We start from the raw sequence: 15,269 nt of genomic DNA on the forward strand, positions 1-15,269 counted from the left end.
AGAGGAGAAAACCATGAGAAGTATCGACAGACTGACCGCCCGAATGGGCGCGACCGTGATCGCGGCGGCATTCGCCGCGGGCATCAACGCGGCGCCGGCTTCGGCCGAGACCTATGCGGTGATCGTCAAGACCGTGAACGACGTCTTCAGCGCCCCGGTCAAGGACGGCTGCGAGAAGGCCGCCAAGGACCTCGGCGTCGAGTGCTACTATATCGGTCCGTCGGAGGTGAACGAGGCCCAGCAGCTTCAGGTCATCAACGACGTGCTGACCAAGGGCGTCGACGGCATCGCAGTCTCCGCGACCAATCCGAAATCCGTGGCCAGGCTGCTGGAAAAGGCAAAGGCGGCCGGCATCCCGATCGTGACCTTCGACGGCGATCTGCTGCAGGAAGACGCCGGCCTGCGCTCGACCTTCATCGGCACCGACAACTACAATTTCGGCGTCGAGCTGGCCAAGAAGGTCGTCGAATACAAGCCGAAGGGCGGCACGGTCTGCATCCAGACCGGCACGGCCGGCTCGCTCAATCTCGACCTGCGCGTCCAGGGCATTCGCGACACGCTGGCCAACGTCTCCAAGGACAAGCCGGTGAAGCGCCTGGCCGGCGAGAACGGCTGGACCGAAGTCGACGGCTGCCCGATCTACAACAATGACAACATCAGCCTCGCCGCCCAGCAGATGAACGACGTGCTGGTCGCCAATCCCAAGCTCGACGCTTTCGTCGCCGTCGGCGGCTGGGCGCAATACGCGCCGTCGGCCTACAGGCAGGCGGTCGGGCGGGTGAAGGACCGCGTCGATTCCAAGGACCTCGTCATCTCCTTCGGCGACGCCTTCGCGCCGCAGCTGCCGCTGCTCAAGGATGGGCTTGCCCACTACCTTGTCGGCCAGAGCCCGTACAATATGGGCTACAAGTCGATCGAGGCCCTGCATGACCTGAAGCAGGGCAAGACGGTGCCGCCCTATATCGACACCGGCTTCGTCAAGTGCACGCCCGACATGGCCGATACCTGCGGCAAGAACTGATCCGCAAAACACGGGCCGGCGGGAATCCCGCCGGCCCTTTCCAGGATGGCGCGGTGAAGAAGCTCAGGCTTGCCGTTCTCGGAATGATCGTGCGGCGGGCCCACCTTCCCGCATTGCTCGGCGATGCCAGGGTCGATGTGGCGGTGATCTATGGCCGCAACAAAAAGACAGCCGGCGAGCTCGCCGCCGAATTCGGGATTCCGGCGATTGCCGAGACCATCGAGGACGCGGTGAACATCGACGCCTCGATGCCGTGGCCGTCGCCTTGCCGAATTTCCTGCATCGCCATGCGGCGGAAGCGGCGATCAAAGCACGCTGGTGATCCCGCCATCCACCAGCAGCGTCTGCCCCGTCACGAAGCTTGCTGCGTCTGACGCCAGGAACACCGCCGCGCCCGCCAGTTCCTCGACATCGCCCCAGCGCCGCATCGGCGTACGGCCGGTGAGCCAGGTGGAGAATTTCTCGTCGGCGACCAGTGCGGCATTCAGCTCGGTCTTGAAATAGCCCGGCGCGATGGCGTTGACGCGCACGCCGTGCTCGCCCCATTCGCCGGCCATCGACTTGGTCAGCATGGTAATCGCCCCCTTGCTGGCCGCGTAGGGCGCGATCGAGGGCCGAGCGAGCGCGCTCTGCACCGACGACACGTTGATGATCACGCCCCTGCGGCGTTGGATCATACCTTTCACCGCGGCGCGGCTCACCTTGAAGACGCCGTCGAGATTGGTCGCCATCAGCGCGTCCCAGTCGGCATCGGAAAAAGTCTCGAGCGGCGCGCGGCGCTGGATGCCGGCATTGTTGACCAGGATGTCGATCGGACCGGTGCCGGCTTCGCTCGCCGCAATCGCCGCATCGACCGACTGCGTGTCGGTGACGTCGATCAATGACTCCGCGACCGTGTAGCCGTTGCCGCGTAGCCTGTCGCCGGCAGCTTTGAGCTCGTCGGCCTTGCGGCCGCCTATGGTGACGCGCGCGCCGGCGGCGGCCAGCGCCTCCGCGAAGGCGAGGCCCAGCCCACGGCTGGCGCCGGTGATGAAGGCATGCCTGCCTTCGAGGCCGAAGAGACGGCCGAGATAATCAGTCGAACGCAATTTGCACCTTCATCGATGTGTCGACGGGCATTGTCACCCTGCCCAACAGCTCAAGCAAGCGCCAGGCGTCGGCCAGCATGGTCACGCCTTTGCGGCCTGCCTCAAGCGGCGAGCCACACGTCGGTGAAGTCCAATTCGTATGTCGGATGTGCATGGCGGTTCATCACCTGCTTGGCCGAGTGGCAATAGAGCTTCATCCAATAGGGCTGGATGATCACGCCGGACCGCTGCAGAATCGTCTCGACGTCCTTCATCACCGCCTTGCGCTTCTCGACATCGGCGGTCTTCAGCGCCTCGTCGAGCTTGGCGTCGAATTCCTTCGAGGCGAAGCCGCTCTCGTTCCACGCCTCGCCCGTGCGGTAGGCGAGGGCCAGCACCTGCACGCCCAGCGGGCGCATCGCCCAGTTGGTGGTCGAATAGGCGAATTTCGCCCAGCCGTTCCAGTAGGTCGAGGCCGGTAGCACCGTGCGCTTCACCTTGAAGCCGGCTTCGCGCAACTGCGAAGCGATCGCGTCGGCGGTGTTCTTGCGGTAGTCGTCGTCGATCGAGAACAGCTCGTGCTCGTAGCCCATCTGGCCGGCCTCGGTCATCAGGCGCCTGGCCTCGTCGAGATCGCGCTTGATCGGCGGCAGCTCCGCATATTCGGGATGGATGCGGCAGACATGGTGGTTCTCGCCCACTTCGCCGGCGCCGGCGAGGCCGAGCTTCAGCACCACCGAATTGTCGACCGCAAGCTGCAGCGCGCGCCGCACGCGTTCATCGCTATAGGGCGCGGTCGTCGCATTGGCGCGGGCGACCACCGTCGAGGCCGAAAGGATCTCGCTCTTGGTCAGGCCCATGCCGTCGAACACCGAGATGAAGTCGCCATTGCTGTCGAGATTGGTATGCACCTCGCCCGCCTCGAAGGCGCTGACCAGCGCGTTGGGATCGACGCCGTAATCGATCATCTCGATGCCATCGAGAAGCGCTTCGCCGCCCCACCATTTGCCGTTGGCGCGGCGCTTGAACACCGCGCGCTGGCCGACATCGAGCGAGACCAATTCGAAGGCGCCGGTGCCGATCGGATGCTTGGCGAGATCGCCGCCGCTGGCGTCGAAATTGCGATGCACGAGCAGCGCCGGATAATCGGCGAGATTGGGGATCACCGTCACGTCCGGCGCCGAGAGGTTGAGCACGACCGTATGGTCGTCGACCTTCTCGATGGCGCCGGCGCGCAGCCTGCCGCTGTCGCCCTCGGTGAGGCCGGCAAAGCGCCGCGCCATCGAATTGCCGGCGGCCGCGGTATCGCACCAGCGGGTGAAGTTGAAGATCACGTCGTCGGCGCTGAAGGCATCGCCATTGTTCCAGGTCGCGTCCTTGCGCAGATAGAGCGTGTAGCGGGTGGCGTCGTCATTCACCTCCCAGCGCTCGGCAAGCATCGGCTTGAAGGTGAAGGTTTCCGTGTAGCGCACCAGCGGCTCGAGGAACTGCCGGCCGATATTGCCGAGATCGGAGGAATCGAACGTGCGCGGATCCTTCAGCCCCGGCACCAGCATCGCAACTTTCAGCACGCCGCCGCGCTTCGGCTCGTCGGCTCGTGCCTCGGTCGGAGCGGCAAGGCCCGCCATCGCATAGGCCGCTGTGGTGGAGGCGCCGAGCGCGCTGGCCACCGCCAGGAACTCGCGACGATCGACCCTGCCTTGTCTCACCGCGGCCTCCCATCCGCCGAGGATGGATGGCAATTTGCGCGTTTCGGTGCTCATTGTTTGGTCCCCTGTTGGTTGGTGCGCTCAGGCGGCCGCCGCCCGCCTTGGCTTCCGCAAAGTCTTGCCGCCGGCCATTTCGACGAAGTTGGTCGCCGACTCCCACAGATAGTCGCCGTAGAGGAACGGCGCGAAATCGCTGGCGCCCTTGATCGGCAGCGGCGCGATCTCGGCGTCGACGCGCGGCTCGTAGAAGAAGGGGATGGAGTAGCGCGCCGTCTTCGGCGCGATCACCCGGTGGCGCGTCGCCTGCACCACACCGCCTGTCCAGCGCTCCAGCAACTGCCCGAAATTTACCGCCAGCGTGCCGTCTGCGGGCGGCACGTCGATCCACTCGCCGGCATGGTTCCTGGCCTGCAGGCCTTCGACGCCGTCCTGCGCCAGCAGCGTGACGAAGCCGGAATCGGCATGCTCGCGGCCGATGACCAGCCGCCGTTCGCCCTTGTGCATGACCGAATATTCAGGCTTCGACAGGTCGACCGCGCCATCCTCGGTGCGCAGCGGATAACGGATCAGCCTGAGCGTCGAGATGCCGCCCTGGAAATGGCCGTCGAAAATGTCGTCCTCGAGCCCGAGGCTGCGCGCGATCGAGGCCATCAGCGCCGCGCCGACCTTTTCCATCGAGCGGTAGTAGTGCGCTGCCGCCGCCTTCCATCCTGGAACATCGTTCTCGGCCGGCAGCGGCGTGCGTTCGAGCAGCGGATCGTCGGCCGTGAATTCGGCGTCGGCATGCGCGATGTCCGGCCCCATGTCGATGCCCTCCTTGTAGGACACCGCGGTCGGCTGCAGCGGGAACCAGCCGCGATAATAGTTCGATTTCGACGGATCGAAATTCCAGCGCAGCAGCTTCTGCTTTTCCGCGTCCGGCAAGTCGAAAATCTTCAGCAACTCGCCGCGCCGCTCGCGCGTCAAAAGCTCCGCGCCCGGAAAGCCGCGCGCGGTCATGAAGCCGATGCCGGAGGCAGCAGTGAAGATCTGGCGGTCTGACTCGTCGCGGGCAGGCGACGGCGGGCCGAACAGCGGCGCGATGTCGATGGCGGGGATGCCCGCGGTGGTGTCGTCGCTCATCTCATGATCCTTGCGATGCTTGGGACCGGGTGTGCCGCTGTCGAATCCGCCGACAGGCGCGAGCACGCCATGAGGCGCGGCCCTTGCTCATTGTCTGGAAGGATTTCTGGATTGCCTGGCATCGCGATCCGTTTCGTTCCGACGCCTTGCCGGTCGGAGAAAAGCGGCTCGAACCCGGTGCCATGGTGGGAAGAAACGTCCAACAGGCAGGCGGCTTTGTCAAGCGTGGGCTGGCGGTTGACAGACCGTCCGGCCTGAACGACAGTCGCGCCACCCCATGGCACAGGGCTTTCAAGGGAACGAGCCGCAATTCGACAGGTCGCAGCGCGACCAGCGGAGAAGCGAGATGCTCGACGAAAGCCGTATCGATCCAACCAACTGTGATTTTCGCGGACGCCCATTGGCACGTGTTCGCTTCGCTGCGAACCAACGTTAGGCGAGGGCGTTCATGTCCATCTCAGGCAAGAACGACATCGACTGGCAGGCCTTTGCCCGAGCGCTGGGCGGCATCGAGACGTTCGACACGCCCTCGATCGTGAAGAAGCGCTCGCGCGATTTCTTCTGGTATAGCCCGATCCTCAGCCGTGAATTGTCGTCCTGTTTCGGCGATCTCGTCGCCGCGCCGGTTACGCTGGACGAACTGGCGCGCTGCCTGGCGGTGGCCGCCGAATGGCGGGTGCCTGTCGTCATCCGGGGCGGAGGCACCGGCAATTATGGCCAGGCGGTGCCGCTGGATGGCGGGCTGATCGTCGACATGACCGGCATCTCGCGCGTGCTGGAAATCGGTGCCGACACGGTGCGCGCCGAGGCCGGCGCCCGCATCGGCGATATCAACGCCGCACTCGGGCGCCACGGTCGCGAGCTGCCGATCGTGCCCTCGACCGAAGCGGTCGCCACCATTGGCGGTTTCATCGCCGGCGGCTCCGGCGGCATCGGTTCGATCCGCCACGGCATGCTGCGCGATGGCAAGAACATCCAGGCGATCACGGTGCTGTCGATGGAGAAGCTACCGGGGCGCCACGTCTTCACCGGCCCCGAAATCCTCGCCATCCATCATGCCTGGGGGCTGAACGGCGTCATCACCGAGGTGACGCTCGGCACCATCGCGTCGCCGCGCTGGCGCAACATCATCGCCTCGTTCGACACTTATCGGCAGGCCTTCGAGGCCGGCATCGCGCTCGGCAACGCGCGCTCGCTGAACCTCAAGCTGCTGACGACGATAGACGGCCGCATCGCGGCTTCGATAACCAAGCTCCGGGAACTCGCAAGGCGCCGGCGCGACCTCGCCATCGTCATCGTCGCCGAGCCGGATGCGGCGGCGGTTCGCGATGCGCTGCGCGACCATGGCGGCACGGTCGAGATCGACCTCGACGCGGATGGCATCGCGGCCTCCGGCCTGCCGGCGCTCTCCGAATTTTCCTACAACCACACCACGCTGCAGGTGCTGAAGCAGGACCGCAGTGTCACCAACCTGCAGGTGACTTGTCCTGCGCCGCTCGATAGCGGCCTGATAAAGCCGCTGCAGGAAATCTTCGGCGACGAGGTGCTGATGCATCACGAATTCGCGCTGCTCGACGACCGGCTGGTCGCTTTCGACCTGCCGATCCTGCGCTACACCGACGACGCGCGCCTGATGGAAATCACAGCCATCTATGAAGCGCATGGACTGGGCACTTCAAACCCGCATGTGCCCTATGTCGAAGGCGGCAGCATGAAGCCGGATTTCAAACATCTGGCGTGGAAGAAGCGGCTCGACCCGGACGGCCTGCTCAACTCGGCGAAATCGCGTTTGTGGAACGAGGTGAAGCATTTGTCGGCCGAAGAGATCGAGGCCTTGCCTCGCCGGCGGATGAAGGATCGCAAATAGACTGGTTTTGGCGCCTGCGCGACTTGTGCCGCGCAGGCAGGTTCCGCTGCTAGTGCAAGTAACCGAGCAGCCAAAGAATAAGGATGACGGGCAAAGGTATCCCGATAAGCCAAAGCAATCCGCCTCGCAGCATGACGATCTCCAAAATGTTGCTATGTGAGGCAACGCTAATGCGCGATCTTGGTTCCTCGCCCGCGTTTCGTACGCTCGCGGCTGGCAGATATTCACACCTTCGCGAGAATCGTCTCGGCGATCCGGAGTTGGTCGTGAAGCCGCGCCGCAGCAGCGCGCCGCCGTTAGCCGTTTGTGCTGACCCCCTAAGACCTTGTGGCCATTTGTCTAAAGGCGATGAGAAGCCCCCAATTTCGTCCTTGAGAATTGCCGCTTTTTCTCGCGGAGACGAAGCTGATTTATGGCTCTAACCCATTCAATTTCTTACAGGAATTTAATGTCTGCCGGAATTGCACGATAAAATCCGCGCGCCTATGCTTCGAATAGGATCGCGCCATTGTACCTGCCTTGGGCATGTCTGACGGCGCGATCGGCGACGGTTCGACGAGCGGCTCTGCGCGGCGGACCTTCCTGGATGCGGCTCGAAGGACAGGTGAGAGAAGTGGACGACGAAGTCGTCAGCAGGCGCAAGCGCCGCAATGTGCCCGCGCCCCCGAGCGAGCCGCTGGCCGAGGTCCGGCCGCCGGTCGCGCGCCGCTCGCGGCGCGGCTGGATTGTCGCGCTGCTCTTGGTCGTTGCGGCGGCCGGGGTCGCGTTCTGGCTGCATCCTGTTCAGGTTCAGCAGCAAGGCGGCCACCGTGGCGGCCGTTTCCGCGGCGGCGATCTTGCGCAGCCGGTTGCCGTTGCGCCCGTGGCGCAGGCCGATATTCCGATCGTGCTCGAGGCGCTGGGCACCGTCACCCCGCTCTCGACCGTGACGGTTCGCGCGCAGGTCAGCGGCCAGATCACCCAGATCGGCTTCACCGAGGGCCAGAACGTGAAGAGGGGTGATTTCCTCGCCCAGATCGACGACCGCACGCTGAACGCCTCGCTGCATCAATGGCAGGGCCAACTGGAGCATGACCAGGCGCTGCTTGCCGATGCCAAGCTCGACCTCGACCGCGACCTGAAGCTCACCTCCAACGCCATCACCCAGCAGGCGGTCGACCTGCAGCGCGCGACGGTGCAGTCCGACGAGGGCACGGTGATGTCCGACCAGGCGCAGATCGAGGCCGTGCAGGTCAACATCGCCAACAGCCATATCACCGCGCCCGCCGACGGCCGCATCGGCCTGCGCCTCATCGACCAGGGAAATTACGTCACGCCGGGCGACGCCACCGGCATCGCGGTGATCGCTCAGATGCAGCCGATCTCGGTTCTGTTCTCGCTGCCAGAGGACAGCCTGGCGCAAGTGCTGGAGCAGACGCATGGCAATGCCGGGCTCAAGGCCACCTTGTTCGACCGCAACGACACCAAAGAGATCGCCGAAGGCACGCTGCAGACGATCGACAACCAGATCGATCCGACCACCGGCACGGTGAAGCTGCGCGCCGTCTTCCCGAACATCGACGGCGTGCTCTATCCCAACCAGTTCGTCAACGTGCATCTGCTTGTGCGCACTTTGACCGGCGTCAGCGTGCTGCCCAACGCCGCCATCCAGCACGGCGCGTCAGGCACCTTCGTCTACCAGCTCAACGACGACAGCACCGTCTCGGTGAAGACCGTTACGCTCGGCCCGGGCAACGCCACCGTCACGCAGCTGCTCTCCGGTTTGGCGCCGGGCGCCAAGGTCGTGGTCGACGGCGTCGACCGGCTCAAGGACGGCGCCAAGGTCACCGTGCCCGACAACGCCGTGCCAGCCTCGGGAACAGCGCCGGCCGCCGGCGCCGCGCCCGCGCAGCCGCAAGCAGCTGGGGCGAGCAGCCCGGCTGCCGGCACGTCGCCGGCCAGTTTCGGCAACACGCCCGCCAATTCCGACAACGCCACCGCGGCCACCAATGGCCAGGGCGGCCGGGCAGGCGAGGGCGCGGACGCATCGGGCGATGCTTCCGGCCGTAAGCATCACCGCCACCATCGCCGCGACGGCGGCGCCAATGCCGGCAGCGGCGGCAATGGCGGCGACAGCGGCCAGGGCCAATGAGCACGCCGAGCGGCCTCGTCTCCGGCTGGTTGAACCCGTCGCGGCCGTTCATCCTGCGGCCGGTGGCCACCACGCTTATCATGGCGACCATCCTGATCGTCGGCATGATCGCATACATGTTCCTGCCGCTCTCGGCTTTGCCCGAGGTCGACTATCCGACGATCCAGGTTCAGACCTTCTATCCCGGCGCCAGCCCCGAGGTGATGACGACCTCGGTCACGGCACCGCTGGAGCGCCAGTTCGGCCAGATGCCTGGGCTGGAGCAGATGTCGTCGGGCTCTTCCGCCGGCGCCTCGGTCATCACGCTGCGCTTCAGCCTCGACCTCAGCCTCGACATCGCCGAGCAGGAGGTGCAGGCGGCGATCAACGCGTCGGGCAATCTTCTGCCCGCCGACCTGCCGGCGCCGCCGATCTACGCCAAGGTCAACCCGGCCGACGCGCCGATCCTGACGCTGGCGATCACCTCGAAGACGCTGCCGCTGACGCAAGTCGAGAACTATGCCGAGACCCGGCTGGCGCAGAAGATCTCGCAGCTTCCCGGCGTCGGCCTGGTCAGCATCTCCGGCGGCGAGCGGCCGGCCGTGCGCGTGCAGGTGAAGCTCAAGGCGCTGGCCGCCATGGGCCTCAATATCGACGATCTGCGCACCACCATCGGCACGCTCAACGTCAACACGCCGAAGGGCAGCTTCGACGGGCCGGCGCGCTCCTACACCATCAACGCCAACGACCAGGTCGCCGATCCCAAGACCTATGCCGATATGGTGATCGCCTATCGCAACGGCGCGCCGGTGCGGCTGGGCGAGGTGGCCGACATCATCGAAGGCCCCGAGAATTCCAGGCTGGGCGCCTGGGAAAACCGCACGCCGGCAATCATCCTCAACATCCAGCGCCAGCCGGGCGCCAATGTCATCCGCGTTGTCGACGGCGTGAAGGCGCTGCTGCCGCAATTGCGCGCCGGCCTGCCGGCGGCGCTCAGCATCGAGCCGCTGACCGACCGCACCACCACCATCCGCGCCTCGGTCGACGACGTCCAGTTCGAGTTGGCGATGGCGGCGCTGCTGGTCGTGCTGGTCACCTTCCTTTTCCTGCGCAACATCCCGGCGACGATCATCCCCAGCCTGTCGGTGCCGCTCTCCTTGGTCGGCACTTTCGCGGTGATGTATCTGTGGGGCTTCAGTCTCGACAATCTGTCCTTGATGGCGCTCACCATCGCGTCCGGATTCGTCATCGACGACGCCATCGTCATGATCGAGAACATCTCGCGCTTCATCGAGCATGGCGACGATCCGGTGACCGCCGCGCTCGAAGGCTCGGCCCAGATCGGCTTCACCATCATCTCGCTCACCGTCTCGCTGATCGCGGTGCTGATCCCGCTTCTGTTCATGGGCGACGTCGTCGGCCGCCTGTTCCACGAATTCGCCATCACTCTAGCCATCGCCATCGTCATTTCGGCCATCGTTTCGCTGACCTTGGTGCCGATGCTCTGCGCCAGGCTCCTGAAGCCGCCGGCCGAGCGCAGGCCGGGCGCGCTGGCGCGCTGGAGCGAGGGCGCCTTCGACGCGGTCGCCAATGGCTATGGCGCTGCGCTGCGCTGGGTGCTCGACCGCCAGGCGCTGACGCTGCTGGTCGCGGTCGCAACGCTGGCGCTCACCGTCTATCTTTACATCGCCATCCCGAAGGGCTTCTTCCCGGTGCAGGACACCGGCGCCATCTCGGCCATCACCGAAGCGGCGGGCTCGGCTTCCTATGCCGACATGGCGGCGCACCAGCAGGCGCTGGCCGACGCCATCCTGAAGGATCCCGATGTCGCCAGCCTGTCGTCCTTCATCGGCGTCGACGGCCAGAACATGACAGCCAACAGCGGCCACATGCTGATCAATCTGAAACCGCGCGACGAGCGCACTGACGACGCCAGCGCCATCATCCGCCGGCTGACGCAGGAGACGGCCCAAGTCACCGGGATAGCGCTGCACATGCAGCCGGTGCAGGACCTGACGGTCGATTCCACGATCAGCGCTTCGCAATACCAGTATGTGCTGCAGGATTCCGATCCGGTCGAGCTGGCGGCATGGACGACCAAGCTGACCGACAGGCTCACGGCGCTTCCGGAACTCGCCGATGTCGCCAGCGACAGCCAGCAGAGCGGGCTTGCCGTCGACGTCACCATCGACCGCGCCACGGCGGCGCGCTTCGGCATCACGCCGGCAACGGTCGACAATGCGCTTTACGACGCCTTCGGCCAGCGCATCATCTCCACCATCTTCACCCAGTCGAACGAATACCGCGTCATCCTCGAAGCCGATCCGTCGGTCGGCCAGACGCCGGCCTCGCTGGGCTCGATCTATTTGCCGTCCTCGGGCGCCGGCCAGGTGCCGCTGTCGGCGATCGCCAGCATCAATGTCCGGCAGGCGCCGCTGCTGGTGAACCACCTGGCGCAATTCCCGGCCGCGACCATTTCGTTCAACCTTGCCCCCGGCGTCTCGCTTGGTGATGCCACCGCGGCGATCACCGCCGCCGAGAAGGACATGCAGCCGCCCGCCGGCCTGACGACCGGCTTCCAGGGCGCCGCCCTTGCGCTGCAGAGCTCGCTGTCCAACGAATTGCTTCTGGTGCTGGCGGCGGTCGCCACTGTCTATGTCGTGCTCGGCGTGCTCTACGAAAGCTTCATCCATCCGCTGACCATTCTGTCCACGCTGCCCTCGGCGACCGTCGGCGCGCTGGTCGCGCTGATGCTCGCCGGCCATGACCTCGATGTCATCGGCATCATCGGCATCGTGCTGCTCGTCGGCATCGTCAAGAAGAACGCCATCATGATGATCGACTTCGCGCTGCAGGCAGAGCGGCTGCAGGGGCTCGATCCGCGCGAGGCGATCTACGAGGCGTGCCTGCTCAGGCTCCGTCCGATCCTGATGACGACGTTCGCCGCGCTCTTCGGCGCGCTGCCGCTTCTGGTCGGCGGCCTGGCCGGCTCGGAATTGCACCAGCCGCTCGGCATCACCATCGTCGGCGGCCTGATCGTCAGCCAGGTGCTGACGCTGTTCACCACGCCGGTCATCTATCTTGCCTTCGACCGGCTGACGCGGCGCGGCGCCGGCGTCGTCGAAGCCTCCGCCGGCGGGTCCGCGCCGTGAACCTCTCGGCCCCGTTCATGGCGCGGCCGGTCGCCACGACGCTGCTCGCGATCGGCCTCGCCGCCGCCGGGCTGATCGCCTATTTCAATTTGCCCGTGGCACCTTTGCCCAAGGTCGATTTCCCCACCATCTCGGTGCAGGCCTCGATGGCGGGCGCCAGCCCCGACACGATGGCGACCGATGTCGCGGCGCCGCTGGAGCGCCATCTCGGCCAGATCGCCGGCGTCTCCGAGATGACCTCGCGCTCGGGCACCGGCTCGACCAATGTCGTGCTGCAATTCGACCTCGACCGCGACATCAACGGGGCGGCGCGCGACGTCCAGGCCGCGATCAACGCCGCCCGCGCCGACCTGCCGTCGGACCTGCGCAGCAACCCGACCTATCGCAAATACAATCCCGCCGACTCGCCCGTGATGATCCTGGCGCTGACCTCGCGCACGTTGACGCCCGGCCAGCTCTACGATGCCGCCGCGACCGTGCTGCAGCAGCGCCTGTCGCAGGTCGAGGGCATCGGCAATGTCGATCTCGGCGGCTCGTCGCTGCCGGCGGTGCGGGTCGAGCTCAATCCCGGCGCGCTGTTCCACTACGGCATCGGCCTGGAGGATGTGCGCGCAGCCCTTGCCTCGGCCAATGCGCGCAGCCCGAAAGGTTTCGAGGAAGACGGCGCGCTGCGCTACCAGCTCTACACCAACGATCAGGCGAGCCATGCCGCCGATTTTCGCGATCTGGTGATTGCCTGGCGCAACAATGCGGCGGTCAGGCTGCGCGACATCGCCGATGTCGAGGATTCCGTCGAGGACGTGCGCAATCTCGGTCTGGCCAATGGCGAGCCCGCGGTGCTCCTGGTGCTCTACCGCGAGCCCAACGCCAACATCATCGAGACCGTCGACCGCGTCCGCGCCCTGATCCCGACGCTGCAGGCCTCCGTGCCGGCCGACGCGCGGCTCGGCATCGCCACCGACGGCTCGACCACCATTCGCGGTTCGCTGCACGACACCGAGCTGACACTGGTGCTGGCGGTGCTGCTCGTCATCCTCGTGGTGTTCTGCTTCCTGCGCGACTGGCGCGCGGCGCTGATCCCGAGCGTCGCGCTGGTCGTCTCGATCCTCGGCACTTTCGGCGCCATGTACCTGCTCGGCTTCACGCTCGACAATCTGTCGCTGATGGCGCTCACGATCGCCACCGGCTTTGTCGTCGACGATGCCATCGTGGTGCTGGAAAACATCACGCGCCACATCGAGGACGGCATGCCGCGCGGCAGGGCGGCGCTGGTCGGCGCCAGGGAAGTCGGCTTCACGGTGCTGTCGATGAGCGCCTCGCTGGTCGCCGTCTTCCTGCCGATCCTCCTGATGGGCGGCATACTCGGCCGCCTGTTCCAGGAATTCGCTCTGACGCTGTCGCTCTCGATCGCGATTTCGCTCGTCCTGTCGCTGACGGTGACGCCGATGATGTGCGCGCATTTCCTGCGTCCGGGCGCGAGCCCGTCGACCGGACGCTCGATCCTTGCCCGCTTCGGCGAAGGCGTCTTCGAACGCGTCCGCGCCTTCTATGGCCGCTCGCTGGCCTGGTCGCTCGATAATTCGGAAATCATGCTGGTGGTGCTTCTCGCGGCCATCGTCTTCAACGTCTATCTCTATACGGTGGTGCCGAAGGGCTTCTTCCCGCAGCAGGACACCGGCGAGCTGATGGGCGGCCTGCGCGCCGACCAGGCTATCTCCTTCCAGCTGATGCGCCAGAAATTCGAGCGGCTGGAATCGATCCTCAAGAGCGACCCGGCGGTCGAGAACGTGGTCGGCTATATCGGCGGCCGGCAGACCAATTCCGGCTTCGTCCAGGTCGCGCTGAAGCCGAAGGGCGAGCGGGCGCCGCTGCAGGTGGTGCTGACCCGGCTGCGCGCGCAGCTCGGGCAGTTGCCCGGCGCGCAGCTCTTCCTCAATCCGCGCCAGGAGATCAGGGTCGGCGGACGCCAGAGCCTTGCGACCTACCAGTACACGCTGCAGGCCGACACCACCGCCGATCTCGACGAGTGGACGCCGAAGCTGGTCAATCTCCTCAAGCAGTCGCCGGAGCTCACCGACGTCAACTCCGACCGCGACGAGGCCGGGCTCGAAACCAACATCACGGTCGATCGCGAGAGCGCTGCGCGTCTCGGCCTGACCCCGGCCAGTATCGACGCCACGCTCTACGACGCCTTCGGCCAGCGCCAGGTGTCGACCATCTTCAACGCCCGCAACCAATACCATGTCGTCATGGAGGTGGCGCCGCGCTATCTGCAGGATCCGAGCGCGCTGAACGGCATCTATGTCAGCACCTCAGGCGCCGCGGCCAGCGGCACGCAGCAGACCAACGCGCTGGCCGGCAGCCTGACGGGCTCGCTGCGGAACCAGGCCACCAACGCCATCGCCGTCACCGGCCATGGCAGCGCCTCGAGCGGCGCGGCGGTCAGCACCTCCGCCGAAAAAATGGTGCCGTTGGCCGCCTTCAGCACCTATGGACCGGCGACCATGCCTTTATCGGTCAACCACCAGGGCCATTTCGTCGCCACGACCATTTCGTTCAATCTCGCCGACGGCGCGACGCTCGGCGACGCCTCGGCCGCGATCGACCGCGCCATGGCCGAGCTGAAGATGCCGGTCACGATCCATGGCTCCTTGGCCGGCACCGCGCTCGCCTTCCGCGCCAACCTGCTCAACGAACTACTTTTGATCGCAGCCGCGCTTGCCACGATCTATGTCGTGCTCGGCGTGCTCTATGAAAGCTACGTCCATCCGATCACCATCCTGTCGACGCTGCCTTCGGCCGGCATCGGCGCGCTCTTGGCGCTCATCGTCACCGGCATGGAGTTCGACGTGATCTCGCTGATCGGCATCATCCTGTTGATCGGCATCGTCAAGAAGAACGCCATCATGATGATCGACATGGCCCTGCAGGCCGAACGGCTGGAAGGGCTCTCGTCCCGCGAGGCCATCCACAAGGCCAGCGTCCAGCGCTTCCGGCCGATCATGATGACGACCTTCGCGGCGCTGCTCGGCGCGCTGCCGCTGGCGATCGAGACCGGCGCGGGCGCGGAACTGCGCCAGCCGCTCGGCGCGGCGATCGTCGGCGGCCTCATCGTTTCCCAGCTTCTGACACTCTACACGACGCCGGTCGTCTATCTCTATCTCGACCGTCTCAGCGCGAGGAAGCCATCGCTGCGACTCGCTCCGGCGGAGTGATCCCGA

Annotated in this window: 9 protein-coding genes; 6 read left to right on the forward strand and 3 right to left on the reverse strand. The window is 65.8% G+C overall.

Translation table 11 applies throughout. The features are described from left to right. Positions 1-13: 13 nt before the first annotated feature. Positions 14-1,021 carry a sugar-binding protein gene (locus tag FJ414_RS11130; protein WP_140644436.1) on the forward strand — a complete coding sequence of 336 codons (1,008 nt, stop codon included), beginning with the start codon at positions 14-16 and terminating at the stop codon, positions 1,019-1,021. Between the two features lie 53 nt (positions 1,022-1,074). Next, positions 1,075-1,395, forward strand: coding sequence for a hypothetical protein (locus FJ414_RS11135; protein ID WP_140644437.1), 321 nt, complete (start codon positions 1,075-1,077; stop codon positions 1,393-1,395). Here FJ414_RS11135 and FJ414_RS11140 read toward each other — a convergent pair. The 3 genes from FJ414_RS11140 to FJ414_RS11150 all read right to left on the reverse strand — a co-directional run bounded on the left by FJ414_RS11140 (position 1,327) and on the right by FJ414_RS11150 (position 4,919). Continuing rightward, positions 1,327-2,109: a glucose 1-dehydrogenase gene (locus FJ414_RS11140; protein ID WP_140644438.1), complete on the reverse strand. Its 783-nt coding sequence runs from the start codon at positions 2,107-2,109 to the stop codon at positions 1,327-1,329. The two genes, FJ414_RS11135 and FJ414_RS11140, sit on opposite strands and share 69 nt — an antisense overlap. Positions 2,110-2,210: 101 nt before the next feature. Further along, a complete protein-coding gene (locus tag FJ414_RS11145) occupies positions 2,211-3,851 on the reverse strand; it encodes an ABC transporter substrate-binding protein (RefSeq protein WP_140644439.1) in 1,641 nt (546 codons plus the stop codon). A 27-nt stretch (positions 3,852-3,878) separates the two neighbouring features. Then, entirely contained in the window at positions 3,879-4,919 is a 1,041-nt protein-coding gene (locus FJ414_RS11150) for a 2OG-Fe(II) oxygenase family protein (RefSeq protein ID WP_140644440.1), read from the reverse strand. Positions 4,920-5,367: 448 nt separating this feature from the next. Here FJ414_RS11150 and FJ414_RS11155 point away from each other — a divergent pair, with 448 nt between their 5' ends. The 4 genes from FJ414_RS11155 (at position 5,368) to FJ414_RS11170 (ending at position 15,263) form a co-directional block, all read left to right on the forward strand. After that, a complete protein-coding gene (locus tag FJ414_RS11155) occupies positions 5,368-6,786 on the forward strand; it encodes an FAD-binding oxidoreductase (protein WP_140644441.1) in 1,419 nt (472 codons plus the stop codon). Positions 6,787-7,399: 613 nt separating this feature from the next. Then, the gene (locus FJ414_RS11160) at positions 7,400-8,917 is read left to right on the forward strand and encodes an efflux RND transporter periplasmic adaptor subunit (RefSeq protein WP_246672364.1); all 1,518 of its coding nucleotides are present in this window, start codon (positions 7,400-7,402) and stop codon (positions 8,915-8,917) included. Between the two features lie 29 nt (positions 8,918-8,946). Continuing rightward, complete coding sequence (locus tag FJ414_RS11165) at positions 8,947-12,048, forward strand: multidrug efflux RND transporter permease subunit (protein WP_140644545.1); 3,102 nt, start codon at positions 8,947-8,949, stop codon at positions 12,046-12,048. Then, positions 12,045-15,263 carry an efflux RND transporter permease subunit gene (locus tag FJ414_RS11170; RefSeq protein WP_140644443.1) on the forward strand — a complete coding sequence of 1,073 codons (3,219 nt, stop codon included), beginning with the start codon at positions 12,045-12,047 and terminating at the stop codon, positions 15,261-15,263. Before FJ414_RS11165 ends, FJ414_RS11170 begins: the two co-directional genes overlap by 4 nt. Positions 15,264-15,269: the final 6 nt, after the last annotated feature.

It is taken from the genome of Mesorhizobium sp. B3-1-6, from assembly GCF_006439555.1.
Taxonomy (GTDB): domain Bacteria; phylum Pseudomonadota; class Alphaproteobacteria; order Rhizobiales; family Rhizobiaceae; genus Mesorhizobium.